The sequence below is a fragment of the Mesorhizobium sp. LSHC412B00 genome (assembly GCF_000503035.1).
Classification (GTDB): domain Bacteria; phylum Pseudomonadota; class Alphaproteobacteria; order Rhizobiales; family Rhizobiaceae; genus Mesorhizobium.
In genome coordinates this window covers 16,396-37,123 of record NZ_AYWB01000019.1, presented here as the reverse complement: position 1 = coordinate 37,123, position 20,728 = coordinate 16,396, and the positions used below count along the sequence as shown (strand labels likewise).

The 20,728-nt window shown below is 63.3% G+C and carries 24 protein-coding genes; 7 read left to right on the top strand and 17 right to left on the bottom strand.

The features are described from left to right. Positions 1–63 precede the first annotated feature (63 nt). The 11 genes from X757_RS140120 to X757_RS140165 form a co-directional block, all read right to left on the bottom strand. On the bottom strand, positions 64–975 hold the full coding sequence (locus X757_RS140120; protein WP_023689505.1) for an ABC transporter substrate-binding protein: 912 nt from the start codon (positions 973–975) through the stop codon (positions 64–66). A 178-nt stretch (positions 976–1,153) separates the two neighbouring features. Continuing rightward, a complete protein-coding gene (locus tag X757_RS140125; protein ID WP_023727520.1) occupies positions 1,154–2,371 on the bottom strand; it encodes an MFS transporter in 1,218 nt (405 codons plus the stop codon). Next, a complete protein-coding gene (gene nusB / locus X757_RS140130) occupies positions 2,368–2,868 on the bottom strand; it encodes a transcription antitermination factor NusB (RefSeq protein ID WP_023682390.1) in 501 nt (166 codons plus the stop codon). The genes X757_RS140125 and nusB overlap by 4 nt, the downstream gene beginning before the upstream one ends. Continuing rightward, positions 2,865–3,359 (bottom strand): 6,7-dimethyl-8-ribityllumazine synthase, encoded by a 495-nt coding sequence (gene ribH, locus X757_RS140135; RefSeq protein WP_023727519.1) that lies wholly within the window; start codon positions 3,357–3,359, stop codon positions 2,865–2,867. The genes nusB and ribH overlap by 4 nt, the downstream gene beginning before the upstream one ends. Positions 3,360–3,454: 95 nt before the next feature. Next, entirely contained in the window at positions 3,455–4,072 is a 618-nt protein-coding gene (locus tag X757_RS140140) for a riboflavin synthase (RefSeq protein ID WP_023727518.1), read from the bottom strand. A 1-nt stretch (position 4,073) separates the two neighbouring features. Beyond that, positions 4,074–5,204 carry a bifunctional diaminohydroxyphosphoribosylaminopyrimidine deaminase/5-amino-6-(5-phosphoribosylamino)uracil reductase RibD gene (ribD, locus tag X757_RS140145; protein WP_023727517.1) on the bottom strand — a complete coding sequence of 377 codons (1,131 nt, stop codon included), beginning with the start codon at positions 5,202–5,204 and terminating at the stop codon, positions 4,074–4,076. Between the two features lie 2 nt (positions 5,205–5,206). Further along, positions 5,207–5,701 (bottom strand): transcriptional regulator NrdR, encoded by a 495-nt coding sequence (gene nrdR / locus X757_RS140150; protein WP_023669351.1) that lies wholly within the window; start codon positions 5,699–5,701, stop codon positions 5,207–5,209. 138 nt (positions 5,702–5,839) lie between these two features. Continuing rightward, positions 5,840–6,424 (bottom strand): hypothetical protein, encoded by a 585-nt coding sequence (locus X757_RS140155; protein WP_023727516.1) that lies wholly within the window; start codon positions 6,422–6,424, stop codon positions 5,840–5,842. 80 nt (positions 6,425–6,504) lie between these two features. Next, positions 6,505–7,818, bottom strand: a complete 1,314-nt coding sequence (gene glyA / locus X757_RS140160; RefSeq protein WP_023669349.1) for a serine hydroxymethyltransferase — start codon at positions 7,816–7,818, stop codon at positions 6,505–6,507. Between the two features lie 170 nt (positions 7,819–7,988). Then, complete coding sequence (locus X757_RS0134965) at positions 7,989–9,149, bottom strand: cation:proton antiporter (RefSeq protein ID WP_373432857.1); 1,161 nt, start codon at positions 9,147–9,149, stop codon at positions 7,989–7,991. A 154-nt stretch (positions 9,150–9,303) separates the two neighbouring features. Then, positions 9,304–10,557 carry a murein L,D-transpeptidase gene (locus tag X757_RS140165; RefSeq protein WP_023682396.1) on the bottom strand — a complete coding sequence of 418 codons (1,254 nt, stop codon included), beginning with the start codon at positions 10,555–10,557 and terminating at the stop codon, positions 9,304–9,306. A gap of 127 nt (positions 10,558–10,684) precedes the next feature. On the opposite strand from X757_RS140165, the gene X757_RS140170 reads away from it, so the two are divergent. Then, a complete protein-coding gene (locus tag X757_RS140170) occupies positions 10,685–10,936 on the top strand; it encodes a hypothetical protein (RefSeq protein WP_023693254.1) in 252 nt (83 codons plus the stop codon). Here X757_RS140170 and ldtR read toward each other — a convergent pair whose 3' ends face one another. The 3 genes from ldtR to X757_RS140185 all read right to left on the bottom strand — a co-directional run bounded on the left by ldtR (position 10,937) and on the right by X757_RS140185 (position 13,112). Then, positions 10,937–11,452, bottom strand: a complete 516-nt coding sequence (gene ldtR / locus X757_RS140175) for a transcriptional regulator LdtR (RefSeq protein ID WP_023672997.1) — start codon at positions 11,450–11,452, stop codon at positions 10,937–10,939. It abuts the gene before it with no gap. A gap of 203 nt (positions 11,453–11,655) precedes the next feature. Continuing rightward, entirely contained in the window at positions 11,656–12,078 is a 423-nt protein-coding gene (locus tag X757_RS140180) for a DUF6163 family protein (RefSeq protein WP_023682398.1), read from the bottom strand. Continuing rightward, a complete protein-coding gene (locus X757_RS140185; protein ID WP_023727515.1) occupies positions 12,075–13,112 on the bottom strand; it encodes an enoyl-CoA hydratase/isomerase family protein in 1,038 nt (345 codons plus the stop codon). Before X757_RS140185 ends, X757_RS140180 begins: the two co-directional genes overlap by 4 nt. Before the next feature lie 180 nt (positions 13,113–13,292). Between X757_RS140185 and X757_RS140190 the strand changes: the two genes are divergently transcribed. After that, positions 13,293–13,799: a pyridoxamine 5'-phosphate oxidase family protein gene (locus X757_RS140190; protein WP_031251593.1), complete on the top strand. Its 507-nt coding sequence runs from the start codon at positions 13,293–13,295 to the stop codon at positions 13,797–13,799. Positions 13,800–13,887: 88 nt separating this feature from the next. Beyond that, positions 13,888–14,943 carry a porphobilinogen synthase gene (gene hemB, locus X757_RS140195; protein WP_023727513.1) on the top strand — a complete coding sequence of 352 codons (1,056 nt, stop codon included), beginning with the start codon at positions 13,888–13,890 and terminating at the stop codon, positions 14,941–14,943. 34 nt (positions 14,944–14,977) lie between these two features. Here the strand turns inward: hemB and X757_RS140200 are convergent, their stop codons facing one another. Then, a complete protein-coding gene (locus X757_RS140200; RefSeq protein WP_023693250.1) occupies positions 14,978–15,304 on the bottom strand; it encodes a DUF1330 domain-containing protein in 327 nt (108 codons plus the stop codon). A 176-nt stretch (positions 15,305–15,480) separates the two neighbouring features. On the opposite strand from X757_RS140200, the gene X757_RS140205 reads away from it, so the two are divergent. Further along, positions 15,481–16,176, top strand: coding sequence for a helix-turn-helix domain-containing protein (locus tag X757_RS140205; protein ID WP_023682403.1), 696 nt, complete (start codon positions 15,481–15,483; stop codon positions 16,174–16,176). A 109-nt stretch (positions 16,177–16,285) separates the two neighbouring features. Beyond that, complete coding sequence (locus X757_RS140210) at positions 16,286–16,930, top strand: dihydrofolate reductase family protein (protein ID WP_023727512.1); 645 nt, start codon at positions 16,286–16,288, stop codon at positions 16,928–16,930. Between the two features lie 228 nt (positions 16,931–17,158). Here X757_RS140210 and ppk2 read toward each other — a convergent pair whose 3' ends face one another. Next, positions 17,159–18,079 carry a polyphosphate kinase 2 gene (ppk2, locus tag X757_RS140215; RefSeq protein ID WP_023682405.1) on the bottom strand — a complete coding sequence of 307 codons (921 nt, stop codon included), beginning with the start codon at positions 18,077–18,079 and terminating at the stop codon, positions 17,159–17,161. Positions 18,080–18,319: 240 nt separating this feature from the next. Here ppk2 and X757_RS140220 point away from each other — a divergent pair, with 240 nt between their 5' ends. Next, positions 18,320–19,363: an aldo/keto reductase gene (locus tag X757_RS140220; protein ID WP_023727511.1), complete on the top strand. Its 1,044-nt coding sequence runs from the start codon at positions 18,320–18,322 to the stop codon at positions 19,361–19,363. Between the two features lie 20 nt (positions 19,364–19,383). On the opposite strand, the gene X757_RS140225 is transcribed toward X757_RS140220, so the two are convergent. Next, the gene (locus tag X757_RS140225; RefSeq protein WP_023682407.1) at positions 19,384–20,355 is read right to left on the bottom strand and encodes a glycosyl transferase family 90; all 972 of its coding nucleotides are present in this window, start codon (positions 20,353–20,355) and stop codon (positions 19,384–19,386) included. A gap of 178 nt (positions 20,356–20,533) precedes the next feature. On the opposite strand from X757_RS140225, the gene X757_RS1000000167170 reads away from it, so the two are divergent. Continuing rightward, the gene (locus X757_RS1000000167170; protein ID WP_023673009.1) at positions 20,534–20,692 is read left to right on the top strand and encodes a hypothetical protein; all 159 of its coding nucleotides are present in this window, start codon (positions 20,534–20,536) and stop codon (positions 20,690–20,692) included. Positions 20,693–20,728 lie beyond the last annotated feature (36 nt).

Sequence of the window (20,728 nt, the reverse complement as noted above, 5' to 3'; positions counted from 1 at the left end):
GGGAGATCAGCAGCTTCCAGAGAGGGGTGTCTCGCACCAGCGTCACGATCAGCTATGCGCTGACTACTTCAAAAACCCGTTCTTCTTCAAAAAGTCCTCGGCGACACCCTTGACCGGCTCGCCGCCGACCTGGACGCGGCCGTTGAGTTCCTGCAGCGTGACGAGGTCGAGCTTGGCGAACACCGGCTTCAACAGCGTCTCGATCTCCGGATGCTCTTTCAGCACCGCTTCGCGGATGATCGGCGCCGGCTGGTAGACCGGCTGCACGCCCTTGTCGTCGGCGAGCACGACCAGGCCGGACGGCGCGATGCCGCCGTCGGTGCCGTAGACCATGGCGGCGTTGGCGCCGTTGGTCTGGTTGGCGGCAGCACCTATTGTCGCGGCGGTGTCGCCGCCCGAAAGCGTGATCAACTGCTCGGGCTTCAGCGTGAAGCCGTAAGTGGTCTGGAACGCCGGCAGGGCTGCCGCCGAATTGACGAACTCAGCCGACGCCGCCAAAACCACCGTGCCGCCGCCGGCGACGTATTTGCCGAAGTCGGTCAGGGTCGCCAGCTTGTTGGTCTCGGCAACCTCCTTGCGCAGCGCGATCGCCCAGGTGTTGTTGGCCGGTGACGGCGACAGCCAGACGATCTTGTTGGCGTCATAGTCGAGCTTCTTGGCGGTCTCATAGGCCTTGGCGGCATCCTTCCAGACCGGATCGTCGGCCTTCTCGAAGAAGAAAGCGGCATTGCCGGTGTACTCGGGATAGATGTCGATCTCGCCGGCAGTGATCGCCTTGCGTACCACCGGCGTGCCGCCGAGCTGGATGCGGTCGGTGGTCTTGATGTTGTTGGCGTTGAGCACAAGCTGAATGATGTTGCCGAGCACGCCGCCCTCGGTGTCGATCTTCGAGGAGACGACCACCTGGGCATTGGCGGAGGCGGCCGTGATGCCGAGCGCCAACGCCGCGCCGGCCAGAATCTTGACTGAAAACATTGTGAAAACCCCTTGCTTTGGACCGAAATGCGGTGGCCGCATATGAGCATGGCTTCAACGCCCCGTCGGGGCACACGGTTTCATAACAATGGGTACAGACGCAATAATTTTGTGCGGTCGCCGCGATTTCGGCCGCCGCCATGCTGACACGTCGTGCCAAGCCAAAGATAGAACCGGATCAGGCGCGGGCTTTGCGCGATCCGGTCAGTTTGAGCGCGCCAAGGGCGACGAAGCAGAGGGCGACGACCGGGAAAACCAGCCAGTTCAGCATCTCCCAGCCCCACGCATTATAGATGGCGCCCGACATTAGCGAGGCGAAGGCGACGGAGCCGAACAGGACGAAGTCGTGGAAGCCCTGCACCTTGCTCTTTTCGGACGGATGGTAGCTGTCGGCGACCATGGAGGTGGCGCCGATGAAGGCAAAATTCCAGCCGAGGCCAAGCAGGATCAGCGCCGTCCAGAACTGCCACAAATGCAGGCCGGACAATGCCACCGCGGCGCAGCCGATGAGCAGGACCAGGCCGGTTGCGACGATGCGTTCGGCGCCGAAGCGATGGATCAGCGATCCGGTGAAGAAGCTCGGCGCAAACATCGCCATCACATGCCAGGAAATGCCGAGCGTGGCGTCGTCCGTCGACAGGCCGCAGCCGACCATGGCCAGCGGCGCGCCGGTCATGACGAAACTCATCAGCGCATAGCTGCCGACGGCGCAAAACAGTGCCGCGACGAAACGCGGCCGGGTGACGATCTCGGACAGCGGCCGGGCGTCGCTTGACGCGACTTCCGCGTGGCCGGGAGCCTTGGCCGGGATGCGCAGGAATGACAGGATGATGGCGCCGGCCGCCGCCAGAACCGGAATGGCCACGAACGAGCCGGCAAACATCACCGGCGCCAGCAATTCGCGGGTGAAGATGACGATCTGCGGCCCGAGGATCGCGGTGATGACGCCGCCGGCCAACACGAAGGAAATGGCGCGCGCCTTGAATTCGGGCGGAGCATTATCGGCGGCGGCGAAGCGGAACTGCTGGACGAAGGCGCCGCCGACGCCGATCACCAGCAGGGCGAAAACGAACAGCCAGAAGCTGGCGTGGAACAGTGCCAGCGTGGAGATGACGCCGCCAAGCGCGGTGACGATGGTGCCGGTCATGAAGCCGCCGCGCTGGCCGAGCCAGCGGATGATGGCCGCGGCCGGCAACGCGCCGAGCGCCACGCCGATGTTGAAGCCGGTGATTGGCGCCGTTGCCAGCGACTTATCGGGGCCAAGCAGATATTGCCCGGCCAGCCCGCCCATGGAAATGGCAATCGGCGCGGCCGAACCGATAATCGCCTGCGACGTCGCCAGAATGATCGCCGTGCGGCGCGCTTCCCTTGCTGCGCCGGCGACGGTGCCGGTCACAATGCGTCCTTGCCGCGCCCCTCGCCCCGCACCCGGCGCGACACACGGTCGAGCACGGCGTTGGTCAGCTTCGGCTCGTCTTCCTCGTAGAAGGCCTTGGCGATGTCGACATATTCCGAAACGATGACGGCCACCGGCACGTCGTCGCGCTTCATCAGTTCGTAGACGCCGGCGCGCAGGATGGCGCGCAATGTCGAATCGAGTCTGGACAGCGGCCAGTCTTCCGTCAGCGCCTGGCGTATGATCGGATCGATGGTCGTCTGGTTCTCGACGACGCCGGCCAGGATTGCGCGGAACCACTGCGCGTCGGCCTCGCGATAAAGCGCGCCGTCGACTTCCTTGCCGAGCCGGAACGCCTCGTATTCGGCGGTGATCTCGAAGACGCCGCTGCCGGCCACGTCCATCTGGTAAAGCGCCTGCACGGCGGCCAGACGGGCGGCGCCACGCTTGTTGGCGTGGCGTATCGCGGGCTGGCCGGGCGAAGCGGGTTCGCTCACGATTGCGCTCCCAGCTTCTCCTTGAGCGCGATCATGGTCAGCGCCGCGCGCGCGGCAAAGCCGCCCTTGTCGCCCTCCGAGCGCTTGGCGCGCGTCCAGGCCTGCGCGTCGTTCTCGGTGGTCAGGATGCCGTTGCCGATCGCAATCGCTTCCTGCACCGAGAGATCCATCAGCGCGCGGCTCGATTCATTGGCGACGATGTCGAAATGATAAGTGTCGCCACGAATGATGGTGCCGAGCGCGACAAAACCATCATAGTCCTTGCCGCCCTCGCCCATGCCGTCGAGCGCAAAAGTGATCACTGCTGGAACTTCCAGCGAACCGGGAACGGTGACGACGTCATAGGTCGCGCCGGCTTCGTCGAGCGCGCTCGTCGCGCCGTCGAGTAGCGCGTCGGCAAGATCGTCATGAAAGCGCGCCTCGATAATCAGAAGGTGGGCCTTCTTCTTCGGGCGAATGAACGCTTTGCCGTGTTGGGATGTGCCTGCCATGAATGTCTCCGGGGGTAGCCGGTGACTTAGGCCGAAGCGGTCACATTCGCAAGCTTTGTCCGACGCTCAGGCCCGGTCTAATTTCCCAGGGGGGCTCAAAGCCCCTCTTTCACCGCCTCGACCAGTCGCGCGGCGTAGCGGGCCATGGTGTCGATCTCCAGGTTGACCTTGTCGCCCACCTTGCGCTCGCCCCAAGTCGTCACGGTCAGCGAATGGTGGATCAACAGCACATCGAAACGGGCGCCTTCGACCTTGTTGACGGTAAGCGAGGTGCCGTCGAGTGCGACGGAGCCTTTTGGGGCAATGAATTTTGCCAGTTCGCGCGGCGCCTCCAGCGTGAAGCGAACGGCATCGCCTTCATCCTTCCGCTCGGCGATTTCGGCCATGCCGTCGACATGACCCGACACGATGTGGCCGCCGAGTTCGTCGCCGATCTTCAGTGCCCGCTCGAGATTGACCTTGGTGCCTGATTTCCAGCCCGACGCCGTGGTCAGCCTCAGTGCCTCTTCCCAGGCTTCGACCTCGAACCAGCGGGCGTTCGAGCCGCCATCTGGCAGCGCCGTCACCGTCAGGCAGACGCCGCCGCAGGAGATCGAGGCACCGATGGCGATCGTCGCGGGGTCATAGGCGGTGTCGATGCGCAGGCCGACGCCTTCGCTCAGCGGCTTGACGGCCGCGACGGTGCCGATATCGGTGACAATTCCAGTGAACATTTCAGATATCTCTCACCCATTCGGCATAGCTGTCTTCCCCGAAGCGCATCTCGCGCAATTTGCGGAAGCCTGCCGGGATATGGTTGGCGTCGATGGGCGATGCAATGCCGCCCTCGCCGATCGCTTCCGGTCCCTGGAACAGCACGATGCGGTCGACCAGTCCTTCGGCGAGGAAGGCGCTGGCCACCTTGGCGCCGCCTTCGACCAGAACGCTGGCCATGCCGAGCGCGCCGAGATCCTCGAGCAGTTCCGGCAAGGCAATGCCGCCTTCATGGGTTTCGGTGCCGATGAAGCGCACGCCGGCACGCTCCAGCACCGACCGCCGTAGCGGATCAGCCTCCAGGCTCGCGGTGATATAGAGCGGCACCCGGTCGATGCCGGAGACCAGCTTCGAGGCTTCGGGCAGCCTGATCTGGCGGTCGAGCACGATGCGCGCCGGCGAGCGGTTCTCCAGCCCCGGCAGCCGCACGGTGAGCGCGGGATCATCCTCCAGTGCCGTGCCGATGCCGACCAGTATGCCATCGGCTTCGGCGCGCATCAGATAGACTTCGCGGCGGGCGATATCGCCGGTGATCGCGACCTGGCCGGCGCCATGCCTGCCGATCTTGCCGTCGCTGGAAAGCGCAAGCTTCAGAGTCACTTCCGGACGCTTTTTCATAGATCGAATCAAATAGCCGGCCATCTGCTCGGCGGCTTCCTCGACCAGCACCTTTTCGACCACTTCGATGCCGGCGGCGCGCAGGATGGCATAGCCTTTGCCGGAGACGCGCGGATCGGGATCGCTGGCGGCGCCGACGACCCGCGCCACTCCGGCATTGACCAGCGCGTTGGCGCAAGGCGGGGTGCGGCCATGGTGGGCGCAGGGCTCCAGCGTGACATAGGCGGTGGCGCCGCGCGCCAACTCGCCGGCTTCAGTCAGCGCCTCGGTCTCGGCATGCGGCCGGCCGCCAACAGCGGTGACCCCTGTGCCGACGATCATCGGGCCGGCGCCATCGTCGCGAACGATTATGGTGCCGACGGAAGGGTTGGTCGAGGTGCGGCCGGCATTTCTGCGCGAGAGCCTCAGCGCCGCGGCCATGAAGCGGCGATCGAGGGCCTGCTGATCGGCCTTCCCTGACGTTTGGCTTGCCATGCTCAGCCGGCGTCCTCTTCGCTCTTCAGCTCGTCGCCTTTGAGTTCGTCACCTTTGAGCTCACCCAGCACGTCATGGAAGTCCTTGGCCTCACGGAAATTGCGATAGACCGAGGCGAAGCGGACATAGGCGACGTCGTCGAGCGACTTCAGCGCTTCCATGACGAGCCGGCCGACCTCGCCCGAGGCGATTTCAGTCTCGCCGGAGCTTTCGAGCTGGCGCACGATGCCGGTGACGGCGCGGTCGATGCGCTCGGGATCGACATTGCGCTTGCGCACCGCGATCTCCACCGAACGCAAGAGCTTGTCGCGGTCGAACGGCACCTTTCTGCCGGACTTCTTCACCACCACGAGGTCGCGCAACTGGACGCGCTCGAAAGTGGTGAAACGGCCACCGCAATCGGGACAGACGCGCCGCCGGCGGATCGCCGCGCCATCCTCGGCGGGGCGCGAATCCTTCACCTGCGTATCTTCGGACTGGCAATAGGGACAGCGCATAGAGAGCCTTCAGGTTGGCGATTCTGGCGGAACGATAGGCTTAGAGGTTTTTGCCGGGACGGCAAAGGTTCGGCAACGGCCGCTCGCGCCCTCAGAGATAGCGAGGCGGGAGGAAAATTGCCAGCCGCGCCAGATAGGTCAGGGCGCGACGTCCTTGGTCGGGAAGCCGCAGGACGTTCCGAGGTTGCGGTAGGCCTTGGTGAAGCCATCCATCGGGATGCTGGCGACAGCCTGCTTGCCGAACGTCACATCGAGCGAGATGACCTGGCGCATGGCCCGCAACAAAGCGAGACTGGTCTTGACCTGGTTGTCGACGGTCCAGCTCGGGCGGGCGGCATCATTGGAATAGACGGTCGCGGAAACCTTGACGCCGGGGTCGCCAAAGGTCGCGGCGATCTTCTTGCCGGTCGGCAGCTCCTTGTTGGCGACGGTGAACATGATCGCCGGATAGGCATCGGGCGGCAGGGCGTCGCCAGTCGAGATCGAAAGCGTCAGCGTGCCGGCATTGCCGTTGCCGTCGACAAAGGCTGTCGAGGCCGCACAGGTCTTGTGCGAATCCTGGCCGGTGTCGAGCGCATCGATGATGGTGGTCCACCTGCCAAAGGTGTTGGTGGCCGGGATATCCGTGCCCGGCTGCGTCTGCTCCTGGGCTATCGCGCCTGACGCGGTGAAAGCGGCAAGCGAGCCGATGAAGGCCAGAACGGCAGGACGGAACATGCGCATCGTCAGATCTCCAACAGGCCGCGCCGCCCGGACAGCAAGCGGCGCAGAGCGCGGGATAAAAGACGAAGCGCCGCTGGTGGTCAACCGAGATAGGGATAGAGCGGGAAACGATCGGTCAGCGCCACGACCTTGGCCTTCACGGCTGCTTCCACAGCCGCATTGCCTTCGTCGGAATTGGCGACCTTCAGCCCGTCCAGCACCTCGGCGATCAACTTGCCGATCTCGCGGAACTCGGCCTGGCCGAAGCCGCGCGTGGTGCCGGCCGGCGTGCCCAGACGCACGCCCGAGGTGACGAAAGGCTTTTCCGGATCGAACGGGATGCCGTTCTTGTTGCAGGTGATGTTGGCGCGGCCGAGCGCTGCCTCGGCGCGCTTGCCGGTGGCGTTCTTGGGCCTGAGATCGACCAGCATCAGATGGTTGTCGGTGCCGCCGGAGACGATGTCGAGGCCGGTTTCCTTGAGGCTCGACGCCAGCGCCTTCGCGTTGGCGGCGACACTCTCGGCATAGAGCTTGAAGCTCGGCTTCAGCGCCTCGCCGAAGGCGACCGCCTTGGCGGCGATGACATGCATCAGCGGGCCGCCCTGCAGGCCGGGGAAAACCGCCGAGTTCATCTTCTTGGCGATGTCCTCGTCATTGCACAGGATCATGCCGCCGCGCGGGCCGCGCAGCGATTTGTGCGTGGTCGTGGTCACGACATGGGCGTGCGGCAGCGGTGACGGATGCACGCCGCCGGCAACCAGGCCGGCGATATGGGCCATGTCGACCATCAGATAGGCGCCGACCGCATCGGCGATCTCGCGAAAGCGCTTCCAGTCCCAGATGCGCGAATAGGCGGTGCCGCCGGCCAGGATCAGCTTCGGCTTGGTCTCATGCGCGGTCTTTTCGATCGCGTCCATGTCGAGCAGATGGTCGTCCTTGCGCACGCCGTAGGAAACGACCTTGAACCATTTGCCGCTCATGTTGACGGGCGAGCCGTGCGTCAGGTGGCCGCCGGAGTTCAGATCGAGGCCCATGAAGGTATCGCCGGGCTGCAAGAGCGCCAGGAAGACCGCCTGGTTCATCTGGCTGCCGGAATTCGGCTGGACATTGGCGAAGTTGCAGCCGAACAGCTTTTTGGCGCGCTCGATAGCGAGTTCCTCGGCGACGTCGACGAACTGGCAGCCGCCATAATAGCGCTTGCCCGGATAACCCTCGGCGTATTTGTTGGTCATGATCGAGCCCTGCGCCTCGAGCACGGCGCGCGAAACGATGTTTTCCGAGGCGATCAGCTCGATCTCGTGACGCTGGCGGCCAAGCTCGTTGCGGATCGAGCCGAAGATCTCCGGATCGGCATCTTCCAGCGTGGTTTCGAAGAAGGATTCGAATTTGTTCGACGCTGCCGCTGCAGTTGCCATGGCCTGAAATCCTTCGGTTCGGGGCATTTATCTATGCATATCGTTGCCCGAAACCGCTGCACGGTTCCGGGCGACATGCATTGCCGCGCCATTAACACAGTTGTTTTCGCCTCGCCACGTTTGCAGCGCGAAATTTGCTGGCCGGATTGCGCCAGAGCGGCCCTGACCCACTATTTTCGCTCCTGCCGCCCCTGCAGCAAGGCTTCGGTGAGCGTGATCTCGGTAAACAGCGCCCGCGCCGTATGGTCGTTGATCGCGCCGCTGCTTAACATGTCGCGCACGGCGATGCGCTCGGCCTCGATGCCGGCAAGCCGCATTTCGAGCTCCAGCCGCCCGGCTTCGCGGGCCTCCGCCCGGGCGTCGTCGGCCTCGTCCGAGGTGGCGATGCGGCGCCGGTAGCCGGCGACGATGTTTTCGGCGGCGGCAAGCCTGGCGCCGGGCACCTCGCCCTGGTCGTCGTCGCTGGCGCCCGCCATGCTTTCGATGCGGGCGATGGCCGCCTTGGCGGCGCCGATGCGGGCGAGACGCTCCTCGATGGCGCTGCCATCCTCGCCCGGCTCGACCAGTCCGTGCGCTATCTTCGGCAGCGCCACGCTGGCGATGGCGAGCGAACAGATGATGACGCCGGCGGCGAGGAAGATCACCAGGTCGCGCGCCGGAAAAGACGAGCCGTCCGGCATGGCAACCGGCAGCGACAGGATGCCGGCCAGCGTGATCGCGCCGCGCACGCCCGCCACCGAGCCGGCAAGCCGCACACGCATGCCAAACGGCTCGGCCTTGCGCTTTCCCCATTTTGCCTTGAGGCCTGCCGCGATATCGCCGACCCAGATCCAGAGGAAGCGCAGCGCGATCAGGCACAGCGTCAGCGCTATCACCGTCGCGACCGGCTGGATGATCGGGTAATGGCCGGTCAGTTCGGGCGGCACGCGGCGAATGATTTCGGGAAGCTGCATGCCGAGCACGATGAACAGCGCGCCATTGTAGACGAAGGACAAGGTCGTCCACAGCGAGATCGTCTGCATGCGCGCCGAGACGCCGAGGAAGCGGAAGACGCCGGAGCCGCCGGTCAAAAGCCCGGCGGTGACCGCCGCCAGAATGCCTGAGGCATGCAGATGTTCGGCGACGAGATAGGCAATGAAGGGCAGCAGGACCATGACCAGAACCTGCGCCTCGGCCGGAACGCCGCCGATGCGATTCAGAAGCTGCCTGCAGCACCGGCAGCGGCACCCGAACCAACCGCACCAGTGCGCCGGAAAGAGCGACGAAGACCAGCACGGCGAGGATGAAGATTGCGACCTGCATGGCGCGATTCCGGCTGTTTTGAGGACCATGCGCAATTGCCGTTAGTCCGTCCAGATGGGCCTGCGGCGCAACGTCCGGCAGTGTTCATGGCCTGCATGGCTGGCGGCCACCAGTCTTCTTCTGTTGGGATGTCGAACGGAAAAGGCCACCTTGCGGTGGCCTTTCCTGAAGGAGATCAGCAGCTTAGAGCGAAGAGGTGATCTGCAGTTCGCTGGCGCCATCGAGCGCGTAGACGTCGTCGCGGAACTGCACGACGCCCGGACCCGTCGACCAGGCCGACACATAGAGGAAGTGGACCGGAACCGGGTTGACGACCTGCACCGGCGTGTTCTCGCCGGTCTTGATGGTCGCCTCGAAATGCTGGCGGTCCCAGCCGGGTGTGTCGCGCAGGATCCATGTGACGAGGTCGCGCACGTTCTGGACACGCACGCAGCCCGAGGAATCGAAGCGCATCATCTTGCCGAACAGGCTTTGCTGCGGCGTATCGTGCATGTAGACGCCGTCGGGGCTGGGGAAGTTGATCTTGACCGAAGCCATGGCGTTGCCGGAACCCGGATCCTGGCGGAAGCGGTATTTTGCGGCATCATCCGTCGACCAATCGACAGTCATCGGATCGACTTCGCTGCCATCCGGCGCAAACAGGCGGATATGGCTGTCCTTGAGATAGTCGGGGTTCTTCCGCATCAGCGGAATGATGTCCTTGCGCACGATCGAGACCGGCGCGTTCCAGTAAGGATTGACGATGATCTCGTTGATCTTGGAATTGACCACCGGGGTCTGGCGGTCGATCTTGCCGACGATTGCGGTGTGGCGCAGCACGACGCGATCGTTCTCGACCGCCTCGATCTGTGCCGCCGGGATATCGACCAGCACATAACGGCTGCCCAGCGTGCCGGCCTTTTCGCGCAGGCGCTCCAGATTGGTCTGCAGCTGACCGAGGCGGATCTGCGCCGAAACGTTCATCGCGGCATAGGTGTATTTGCCCATGGCGCCGTCGGCCGGCAGGCCATGGCGCGCTTGGAAGCGCTTGACCGCGGCGTCGACGTAGGAATCGAACGACGTCGAAATGCCGGCGCTCTGCGCCAGGTCGCCCGAAACCATCAGCCGCTTGCGCAGCGGCACCACGTCCGGATCGTCGACGCCAAGCTGCAGCTTCTTGGTCGCTGGCACCTCGCCCCAGCCGCCCTGGGCGACGATGTTCTGATACTGCGCCACCGCCTGTTCGGTGAAGGCGACCGTCTGCAGGCTGAAGATCGGCAGCGTCGAGGCGACCTTGCCGCCTTCGGAGGCGCGGGCGTCGAACTGGTCGTCCCAATTGCCACGGTTCGAAGACTTCAGGATATCGTCGATCACATCCTGCGCGCTGGCGGCATTGGCAACCATGGCAACGGCGAGCGCGGAAGCTCCGGAAAGGAAAAAGCGGCGGCTGGTTCTCATGGACGTTCCAGACATTCTTGTCGTGTTTGGCTTGTAGCGTTTGGCTGTTGCAGCGTTCGGCTACGTGCTCGATGTTGGGCGATATCGCCCGCACTCTAAAGTTGGCACTGTTAACAATTAGCCAACCATGACCTGCGTCACCTGGCCGTCAAAAGCGGACGGCGATGCGACCTTACAGGCGCGCGAACAGCTTTCGCCGCCGCATACCCACAGCCCTCGCTTCCACCGCGAATATGGCGGCAACGTGGCTTTGCGCCGAATTGGAAGCGCAGGCGGCTCGAAAAAGAAAAGGCCGGTGCTTTTCGGCACCGGCCTGTTGACTGAGACTTGCCTCCGGCCGCGCTTCTTCCGGCGCAGCTGCTATTCAATGGCCCGCTGATTACATCCGGTAGGCGATGGTGTCGTTCCAGAAGCGGTCGAGGCGCTGCAGCGCGCGGTTCATCTGCTTGAACTCTTCGCTGTTGATGCCGCCGACCTGTTCGATCGAGCCGACATGGCGCTCATAGAGACCGGCGACGACTTCCGCCACTTCATTGCCCTTCGGCGTCAGCGAAACGCGGACCGAACGGCGGTCGATGCGCGAGCGCTGGTGGTTGATGAAGCCGAGATCGACCAGCTTCTTCAGATTGTAGGAGACGTTCGAGCCGAGATAGTAGCCACGCGAGCGCAGCTCGCCGGCGGTCAGCTCGGAGTTGCCGATGTTGAACAGAAGCAGCGCCTGGATGGCATTGATGTCGGAACGGCCATTGCGGTCGAACTCGTCCTTGATCACGTCAAGCAGACGGCGATGCAGACGCTCGACCAGCTGCAGCGATTCCATGTAAAGCGAACGGATAGCCTCGCGGCGATCGTCGGATACGTTGGCGGTCTTCGCCGCCGGACGCGAATTGATCATTGTCTTTGCCTCTCGTTTGTCGCCCTGGTGATTTTTTGTTTTTCACCTTGATTGCGACACTATCGAATACTCATAAAATTCGACTTAAACGCTAGGGCTAACAAGAGCTTACCGGTAATAGGTTTCGCAAGACGCTTAACGAACGGTCACCCGAGCAAGGATAATTAACCTAAAGATTTAGCCAATGGCTGCGGGGCGGCGTTTCAGGCGCGCGCAGGGCGCTTGCGCATCCAGATGACGACGCGGAAGGCGATGTAGAGCAGCGCGACCGCGGCATGCGAGAAGACGATCAGCGGCCGGTGGCCGTAGAGATCGGGGAAGCCGGCATACATTATGGTCTCGGTGACAGCACAGATGAACCAGATCACCGGGCCCCACGACGCCAGCATCCACAGGCCGGCGGCGGCGAAGGGGAAGAACACGGCCAGCATCACCGCCACGACCTGCCAGTGCACCGGCATCAGGTCGAAGCGCCACAGCGGGCCGGGATAAAAACCGATCAGCCGGATCCAGTACAGGATGCCGAACAGCAGGCAATAGCCAGCTATGACGCGCTGGAACCAGGCGAAGATGATCTCGACGCCCGAGGGCTGCAGCACGATGCGCCGCGACGTGACCTCGCTCACAGTTCGAGCTCCCGTTCGAGCGGCGCGAAATAGGCGTCCACCGAAGCAGCGTCGACCTCGGCCAGGCTTGCCGGCCGCCACTGCGGCGTCGAACCCTTGTCGACGAGGACGGCGCGGATGCCTTCATAGAAGTCGTGCCCGGCCAGCATGCGGTTGAGGATGCGGAACTCCATCTTCATGCAGGCTTCCATCGACAGCGTCAGCCCGGCGCTGATCTGGCGCCACGCGACATTGAGGCTGGTCGGCGAGCGGGTGCGGATGGTGGCCAGCGTCTTGGCGGCAAACTCGTCGGCGCCTGCCGCCCGCTCCAGGCTCTTGAGGATTTCGGCGAGCGAGGGTTGGGAAAAATGCCGGGCGATGGCTTCCAGCACCGGCTGGGCGGTTTCGCGCCGGGCCGGCACGAAGAAGCCGCGCAGCACCGATTCCGGATCGCCATTGGCGCAGAGCCGATCGAGAAAGGCGGATTGGTCGGCGGCCTTTATGGTGTGGGTGGCCAGGCCAGACCACAGCGCATCGCCATAGCGGATGCGGTTGCCGGTCAGCGCCAGATACATGCCGAAACTGCCGCCAAGGTCAGGCAGAAGATGGCTGCCGCCGACATCGGGGAAGAAACCGATGCCGACTTCGGGCATGGCGAACTGGGCGTTCTCGGTCAGCACGCGCTGCGAGCCGTGGAACGAGATGCCGACGCCGCCGCCCATCACGATCCCGTCGATCAGCGCGACGTAGGGCTTTTTGTAACTGTTAATGCGGGCGTTAAGCCGGTATTCGTCGGCGAAGAACTCGACCGGCGGCTTTCCGGCGCGGGCCTCGTAGACGTGCATGATGTCGCCGCCGGCGCAAAACGCCCTGCCCTCGGCCTTGACGACGACGACATCGATGCCGGCGTCGCGTTCAAAAGCGTCGAGCGCCTTGTCCAGCGCCTTGATCATGCGATGTGTCAGCGCATTGAGCGCCTGCGGCCGCGTCAGCGTGACGACGCCTGCCTTGCCCAACCGTTCGAAGCGGATCTCGTCGCCGCCGCCAAAGTCCATCGTCAGAGAATCCCTCCCCGCGCCTGCGGGACTGAAGTGCTAAAGGTGGCGCATGGGTGCGTCAACCGGCGGGCGCGGTTTGGATTTTCGCAAGGCAACGCGACCGTGCTTTGCCCCCGACAGAAATGCGCGCAAAATTGCCGGGCAAAACAGCCTTTCTTCTGATGCAGGGACAAACGCATGACGCTTGAAACCGCAGCGCCGAGCCATGGCTGGGAGATGCCGAAAAAGTTCGACCCGGATGATGTTCTCAGCCGCCCGCTGATGGCCAATCTGGCGACCGTGCCCGCTGACGGCGCGCCGCGCAACGCGCCGATGTGGTTCATCTGGGAGGACGCTGCGATCTGGCTACTCGGCTCGACCGGCGCAAGTGCTGTCAAACACCTCGAACGTGACCCGCGCTGCGCCGTGGAGATCGTCCATTTCGACAATGAGGCCGGCATCCTGCTGCATCTCGGCCTGCGCGGCGTCGCCACCATAGAAGCGATGGCGCCGAACCGCTTCAAACGGCTGCTGCACAAATATCTCGGCCCGGAGGCGACCTGGAACCGCTGGTTCATCGACAATGTCGCCGACATCGGCCATCCGGACGGGCGCCTGATCCGGCTCGCCCCGGAGAGCACCTTCACCAACAATGTGTCGTTCTTCAAAACCGGCCCAGAACTGGCGTGGCCGCCGAAGCCGTAAGCAGCGCGTTATCGACTGGCACAATCGTGTCGCATTGGTCAGCGGCAAGGCCTCGTGGTAAAAGCCGCCCCGACCCGGAGTTTTTGCGATGAACAAATTCACCCCCGCGACGAGCAACAAATTCGCACCGGCAAAGCCCGCCGGTGCGCGCAGCGTCGACGAGATCACCGGCAGCCGCCGCTTGCGGCGCATGCGCAAGGCCGACTGGTCGCGCCGCCTGGTGCAGGAAAACCGGCTTACGGTGAACGATCTGATCTGGCCGATCTTCGTCATCGACGGCAAGAACACGCGCGAGCCGATCGCCGCCATGCCCGGCGTCTTCCGCCTGTCGCTGGACCTCGCCGTCAAGGAGGCCGAGCGGGCCGCTAAGCTCGGCATTCCGGCGATCGCCACCTTCCCCAATGTTGAACTCAGCCTGCGCGACCAGACGGGATCGCACATCCTCGACCCGGAAAACATCATCAACCGCGCCACCCGCGCCATCAAGGACGCGGTGCCGGAGATCGGCATCATCACCGATGCGGCGCTCGACCCGTTCACCTCGCACGGCCATGACGGCATCTTGCGCGACGGCATCATCGTCAATGACGAGACAGTGGAACAGGTGACCGCCGCGGCCGTCATCCAGGCAGCGGCCGGCGCCGACATCATCGCGCCGTCCGACATGATGGACGGCCGCATCGGCGCCATCCGCGACGCACTCGACGCCAATGGTTTTCAGGATGTGGCGATCATGTCCTATGCGACGAAATTCGCCTCCGCCTTCTACGGCCCCTACCGCGAGGCGGTCGGCACCGCCGGCCTGCTCAAGGGCGACAAGAAGACCTACTATCTCGACCACGCCAATTCCGACGAAGCGGTGCGCGAGGCCGAGCAGGATATCGCCGAGGGCGCCGACATGCTGATGGTCAAGCCCGGCCTGCCCTATCTCGACATCATCCGCCGGCTGAAGGACGAGTTCCAGATGCCGACCTTCGCCTACCAGGTGTCAGGCGAATATTCGATGATCAAGGCGGCGGCCGCCAATGGCTGGATCGACGGCGAAAAGGCGATGCTGGAATCGCTGCTCGCCTTCAAGCGCGCCGGCTGTGACGGCATCCTGACTTACTTCGCGCCGGAAGTGGCGCAACTGCTGAAGGGTTAGCCGGAACCTGGATGCTCCGGGTTCCGGCTTTTCCTCACGCCTTTGGCAAATAAGGAATCGTTCCGGCGAGATCGGTATCGTCGATCAGTTGGAAGCGGCTGTCGCTGCCCTTCTGACGCTCCGCCACAAACGGAGCGTATTGCGGATCGTTGGTGAAGGCTTCGGCTGCCTTTGCCGACGGAAACGCCATGATGGCGATCAGGCTGGTGTCGAGCGGCTTGCCCTCCAGCGTCTTCACATTGCCGCTGCGGGCGAGATACTTGCCGCCATGCTTGTGGACGAGGTCATGCACCGAAGCGGCATAGGCCGGCACCCATTTGTCGTCCTTCACCTTGATGTCTGCGATCACGTAAGCGGTCATTGTCCAACTCCTCATGGATCGGCACCGGACTGCCCGGTGACGTGACCGCTGCCTCGCATGGCGGCGCCGGACCGCTCCAGTCACAGAACTGTACCGGGGGTGCCAGTACAGCTTCTGTACTGGCTGAACTCAGGTTTTCTGAATAAGGTCCGGCAACATCTTTTGGAGCTCACCACATGACACAAGCCGGTTACAAGCAATTCTGCCCGCTCTCCATGGCCGCCGAGCTGCTCTGCACACGCTGGACCATGGTGCTGCTGCGCGAACTGGTGGCGGGGTCGACCCGCTTCAACGATTTGCGCCGCGGCGTGCCGAAAATGTCGCCAACCCTTCTGTCGCAACGGCTCAAGGACCTCGAGGCCGGCGGCATCGTCGAGCGGACCGAGATCGCGACCGAGAAGGGCGTGTTCGAATACCGGCTGACCGAGGCGGGCCGGGATTTGCGCCCGGTTGTCGAGGCGATGGGGTTTTGGGGCCAGAAATGGGTCGAGGCCAGGCTGTCGCTCAAAAACCTCGATCCGTCGCTGCTGATGTGGGACATGCGGCGCAATCTGAACCCCAGTCCGCTGCCGGACGGGCGCACCGTGATACAATTCCTGTACCATGACCTGCCGGCGTCAAAACGATCGTGGTGGCTGATCGTCGAAAAGCAGGGCGAGGTCGATCTTTGCTGGTACGATCCGGGCTTCGACGTCGATCTCTACGTCTCGACCGATCTGTGCACCATGACCTCGATCTGGATGGGGCTGACGACAGTTCACAAGGAACGCGACAAGATCAGCCTGACCGGCGATCTCGACGTCGCCGGCAAGATGCAGATCTGGCTTGGGCTCAGCCCGTTTGCGGTGATGCCGAAGCGCGTGGCGGCTTGAGGTCCCTGCGCATTCCACAGATCGGCTTGCCTCTAAAATACTAGTTGCAAAATGCAATCAGTTTGAATACTGATTGCAAATCACAACTGGTCATCAAAGGGAGTCTTCCATGTCCAAACTCCGCGTCAATGCCTTCACCTTGTCGCTCGACGGTTTCGGCGCCGGTCCTGACCAGGACCTGCAAAATCCGCTCGGCGTTGGTGGCGAAGATCTGCACAAATGGATGACCGGCACCCGCACCTTCCACGAGATGGTCGGCAAGGATGGCGGCAGCACCGATGTGGACGACCGGTTCACCGTCCGCAGCTTCGACAATGTCGGCGCCTGGATCCTCGGCCGCAACATGTTCGGTCCAATCCGCGGCGAATGGCCAGACGAGAGCTGGAAAGGCTGGTGGGGCGACAACCCGCCCTATCATGTGCCGACCTTCGTGCTGACCCACTACGAGCGCGACTCCATTGTGATGGAAGGCGGCACCATTTTCCACTTCGTTACCGGCGGCATCCACGCCGCGCTCGAACAAGCAAAGGCCGCGGCCGGCGGCAAGGATGTCCGCGTCGGCGGCGGCGTTTCCACCATCCGGCAATATCTGCAAGAGAAGCTCATTGACGAGTTGCATCTGGCGGTGTCGCCGGTGTTGCTCGGGAGGGGCGAGAGCCTGTTTGCCGGGCTGGATATGCTGAAGCTGGGTTACCAGTGCACCGAGCAGGTGGCGACAGCGCTCGCCACGCATGTGACGATCAAGCGGGTGTAAGCCTCATTTGGGAAAATTGCGATCCGTCGCGCCCCCTCTGTCCTTCCGGACATCTCCCCCACGCCGGGGGAGATCGGATGTCGCGCCGGCTTTCGCCACTCATCAACGTAGCAAGAAGGGCGCCATCGGCGAAGCTGCCAATCTCCCCCCTTGTGGGGGAGATGTCCGGCAGGACAGAGGGGGGCGCGAAAGAATGCCGTCCTCTCGTGTCTTCAATTGCGAAGACGCTCAATACTTCTCCGGCACGTAAAGCTCGCGCGGCAGGACCTGGCGCTCGTACTCCGGGTTGAACACCCGCTCGGGCAGCGTGATTTCTTCGTGCGGCACGTCCTCATAGGGCAGCTGTTTGAGGAGATGGTCGATGCAGTTCAGCCGCGCCCGCTTCTTGTCGTTGCCTTCGACGATGTACCACGGTGCCTCGGGGATGTTGGTGCGGGCAAACGTCTCTTCCTTGGCCTTGGTGTACTGCTCCCAGCGCACGCGCGACTGCAGGTCCATCGGCGACAGCTTCCACTGCTTCATCGGGTCGTGGATGCGCATCATGAAGCGCATCTGCTGTTCCTCGTCGGTGATCGAGAACCAGTATTTGACCAGCGTGACGCCGGAGCGGACCAACATGCGCTCGAACTCCGGCACGTCGCGGAAGAACTCTTCGACCTGATCGGGTTCGGCAAAGCCCATCACCCGCTCGACGCCGGAGCGGTTGTACCAGGAGCGGTCGAACAGCACGATCTCGCCGCCGGCCGGCAGATGCGGCACGTAGCGCTGGAAATACCACTGCGATTTTTCGCGCTCGGTCGGCGCCGGCAGCGCCACGACGCGGCAGATGCGCGGGTTGAGGCGCTGGGTGATGCGCTTGATGACGCCGCCCTTGCCGGCGGAATCGCGTCCTTCGAAAACCACCACCAGCTTCTTCTTGTGGTAGGCGACCCAGGACTGCAGCTTGATTAGTTCCGACTGCAAGCCGATCAGGTCGCGGAAATACTGCATGCGGTCGATCGACGGCGGATGCGCGTTCTTGTAGATCTTGGAGATCTCCAGCGACAGCGCCGGCTCCGACATTTCAAGCTCATAGTCCTCGTCGAGCATGTCGGCGAGTTCGGCTTCCAGCCAATCCCTGGCCGGAGAATTCTGCTTCAACTCGGTCATTTCCACTGCTCCGCTTGCCGGCTGACATGAAACCCTGAGCCGACTTGATATAGGCCGGCAATGACGGTTTTATTGCAACCCGCCAGCCAGCCGATCATCGCTGCAAATCGGCGAGGCATGGCTGATCCATCGCCGTGGCATGGCGACAAGCCGCTCAAATTGTCCTACAAATGGCCGACCCGTTCGGGCTGCCCGCCCTTCTCCAGTAAATCCCCACCCACCAAAATTGCGAGGACCGACATGGAATACCGCACGCTTGGCCGTTCCGGCTTGAAAGTTTCGACGCTGACCTTGGGAACCATGACCTTCGGCGGCAGCGGGCCGTTCGCTGCCGTCGGCAATTCCGATCTCGCGGAGGCCTCGCGCATCATCGACACTTGCATCGATGCCGGCATCAATCTCATCGACACCGCCAATGTCTATTCGAACGGATTGTCGGAAGAGATCATCGGCGAGGCGCTCGGCGGCAAGCGCAAGAAGGACGTGCTGATCGCCTCCAAGGCGCGCATGCGGATCGGCAAGGGCCCCAATGACGAGGGCCTGTCGCGCCATCATCTGATCCGCGAATGCGAGAAGAGCCTGAAGCGCCTCAGGACAGATGTCATCGACATCTATTTCCTGCACGAATGGGATGGCGCGACGCCGCTCGAGGAAACCATCGCCGCGCTCGACACGCTGGTTGCCCAGGGCAAGATCCGCTATGTCGGCTGCTCCAACTATTCCGGCTGGCAGGTCATGAAGGCGCTCGGCATCAGCGACAGCCAGCACCAGCCGCGCTTCGTCACCCAGCAGATCCACTACACGCTGGAAGCACGCGAGGCCGAGTATGAGCTCTTGCCGATCTCGGTCGACCAGGGCCTTGGCGTGCTGGTGTGGAGCCCGCTCGCCGGCGGCCTGCTGTCGGGAAAATACCGCCGCGACAGTCCGACGGCGCGCCAGATCGGCGGCTGGTCGGAACCACCGATCCGCGACGAGGACCGGCTGTGGCGGATCGTCGACGTGCTGGTCGACATCGGCGCCACTCGCGGCGTCTCGGCGGCCCAGGTGGCGCTGGCCTGGCTGCTTGGCCGGCCGGCCGTCAGTTCGCTGGTGATTGGCGCACGCAACGAGGCCCAGTTGAAAGACAATCTCGCCGCGGCAAGCCTGACGCTGTCCTTTGATGAACGCCAGCGCCTCGATGCCGTCAGCCGGCCGCCGGTGCTCTATCCCTACTGGCACCAGCAGTTTACGGCGAAGGACCGCTTCGGCCCGGCCGATCTGGTTATGGACCGCAGCGTTATCTGACTTAAGGGCGCCGGAAGCGGCTAGCCCGCGATAAACCGCCAGACCTGCGGATCGGGCTCGATCTGGCCGCTGAGCACGAAATATTTGTAGAGCACGAGCAGGCAGATCGCCTGCTCGGCCCGCTCGTCGGCGAATTTGCGGCAATAGGCGTTGGCCGCCGCAACGATGCGCTGGGCCTCGGCCGGATGCTGCTCGAGATGATGCACCCGCTCGGCCAGATCGCTGAAGTCGGGCGCCAGCGGCACATAATGGACATCGGGCTCGAGTTGCCCCTCGGCGAACCAGGTCTCGTAAGTCGGCGGCGGCATCAGGCAGAGCGAGTTCGAGCTCATGATCCATTTCAGATTGGTCGCGACATCATTGCCTTCGAGCGAGATGATGTAGCGATAGCGGCGCTGCTGATCGATGCTGAGATAGGGCTTGCGGTATTCCGCAAGTGCTGTCGCCCTCGGCGTGCCGACATCGCAGAACGGCAGATTGCGGGCTGCATCCAGCAACAAGGTGCGGATCGGATTGTTGAGTTCGCCGCGCCAAACGACGAGCGGATGCTTGTCGGCGAAGGCGACATCGTCGGCCGGCATGTAGAAATGACGGAACTTGTTCAGCTTGAACAGGACGCCGTTGCCGTTGTCGCCCGCTATCGGCCGGTCCTTGACGATCGACGGCATCTTCGGCACTTCGATGACGTCGCCGAATTCCAGGTCGATGCGCAGATCTGGGTCGAAATAACGGGTGAACTCCTTCAGATCGTAATAGTACATGCTGCGGTCCGACGGCAGCCGGCTGACCGGCACGGCCTCGGGGCTGGGGCTAAAAGGCTCCCGCAGCGTGTTGTAGTAATTGAGCCGCTGGCGGACCGATGCGTCGGAAAGCCTGGCCTGATCGAGCAGCCGGCCGAGCCGGCGCCGGAAAAGAACCGGCGGCGCGATGTCGCGCATGGCGTTGCGCGCATAGTAGATCAGCTTCTGTGCGTTTCTTTGAAGCGTGGCCATCGGTCGTTTTGATTCGAAATCGGTCGGCGGCGGCTCCAGCAACTGTCCCGCAGCCTTTTCTAAACCATTGTGTTCGCCATCACGCAAGTCCAGAACCGCTGGCATCTGCCCTCGCGGCGCTGTTGTGTTTGCCGGCCAATGCTTCTAGGCAGGATCAGGCACAGCGAAAGGAAACGATATGGCTCGACCACCGAATTACGGTCAGGAACGCAAAGAGCGCGACCGGCAGAAGGCCGCCAAGAAGGCGGAGAAGCTCGCCGCCAAGGTCGCGGCCAAGGAGCGCGCCGAGCCTGAGAACGAGGCAAGTTCCAAAACCGACACCGAGACAGAAAAATAGGCAAGACAGGATCACCGGCCCGCGAAACGGGCCGGA

Excerpts from the sequence above, each read along its gene's own strand:
- X757_RS140220 (WP_023727511.1), top strand. The coding sequence starts at position 18,320 with ATGGAATACCGCACGCTTGGCCGTTCCGGCTTGAAAGTTTCGACGCTG.
- glyA (WP_023669349.1), bottom strand. The coding sequence starts at position 7,818 with ATGGCAACTGCAGCGGCAGCGTCGAACAAATTCGAATCCTTCTTCGAA.
- X757_RS140190 (WP_031251593.1), top strand. The coding sequence starts at position 13,293 with ATGACGCTTGAAACCGCAGCGCCGAGCCATGGCTGGGAGATGCCGAAA.
- hemB (WP_023727513.1), top strand. The coding sequence starts at position 13,888 with ATGAACAAATTCACCCCCGCGACGAGCAACAAATTCGCACCGGCAAAG.
- ldtR (WP_023672997.1), bottom strand. The coding sequence starts at position 11,452 with ATGATCAATTCGCGTCCGGCGGCGAAGACCGCCAACGTATCCGACGAT.
- X757_RS140205 (WP_023682403.1), top strand. The coding sequence starts at position 15,481 with ATGACACAAGCCGGTTACAAGCAATTCTGCCCGCTCTCCATGGCCGCC.
- X757_RS140170 (WP_023693254.1), top strand. The coding sequence starts at position 10,685 with ATGACCTGCGTCACCTGGCCGTCAAAAGCGGACGGCGATGCGACCTTA.
- X757_RS1000000167170 (WP_023673009.1), top strand. The coding sequence starts at position 20,534 with ATGGCTCGACCACCGAATTACGGTCAGGAACGCAAAGAGCGCGACCGG.
- ribH (WP_023727519.1), bottom strand. The coding sequence starts at position 3,359 with ATGGCAGGCACATCCCAACACGGCAAAGCGTTCATTCGCCCGAAGAAG.
- X757_RS140185 (WP_023727515.1), bottom strand. The coding sequence starts at position 13,112 with ATGGACTTTGGCGGCGGCGACGAGATCCGCTTCGAACGGTTGGGCAAG.
- X757_RS140120 (WP_023689505.1), bottom strand. The coding sequence starts at position 975 with ATGTTTTCAGTCAAGATTCTGGCCGGCGCGGCGTTGGCGCTCGGCATC.
- X757_RS140225 (WP_023682407.1), bottom strand. The coding sequence starts at position 20,355 with ATGGCCACGCTTCAAAGAAACGCACAGAAGCTGATCTACTATGCGCGC.
- X757_RS140210 (WP_023727512.1), top strand. The coding sequence starts at position 16,286 with ATGTCCAAACTCCGCGTCAATGCCTTCACCTTGTCGCTCGACGGTTTC.
- X757_RS0134965 (WP_373432857.1), bottom strand. The coding sequence starts at position 9,149 with ATGGTCCTCAAAACAGCCGGAATCGCGCCATGCAGGTCGCAATCTTCA.
- X757_RS140140 (WP_023727518.1), bottom strand. The coding sequence starts at position 4,072 with ATGTTCACTGGAATTGTCACCGATATCGGCACCGTCGCGGCCGTCAAG.
- ribD (WP_023727517.1), bottom strand. The coding sequence starts at position 5,204 with ATGGCAAGCCAAACGTCAGGGAAGGCCGATCAGCAGGCCCTCGATCGC.
- ppk2 (WP_023682405.1), bottom strand. The coding sequence starts at position 18,079 with ATGACCGAGTTGAAGCAGAATTCTCCGGCCAGGGATTGGCTGGAAGCC.
- nrdR (WP_023669351.1), bottom strand. The coding sequence starts at position 5,701 with ATGCGCTGTCCCTATTGCCAGTCCGAAGATACGCAGGTGAAGGATTCG.
- X757_RS140155 (WP_023727516.1), bottom strand. The coding sequence starts at position 6,424 with ATGCGCATGTTCCGTCCTGCCGTTCTGGCCTTCATCGGCTCGCTTGCC.
- X757_RS140165 (WP_023682396.1), bottom strand. The coding sequence starts at position 10,557 with ATGAGAACCAGCCGCCGCTTTTTCCTTTCCGGAGCTTCCGCGCTCGCC.
- X757_RS140200 (WP_023693250.1), bottom strand. The coding sequence starts at position 15,304 with ATGACCGCTTACGTGATCGCAGACATCAAGGTGAAGGACGACAAATGG.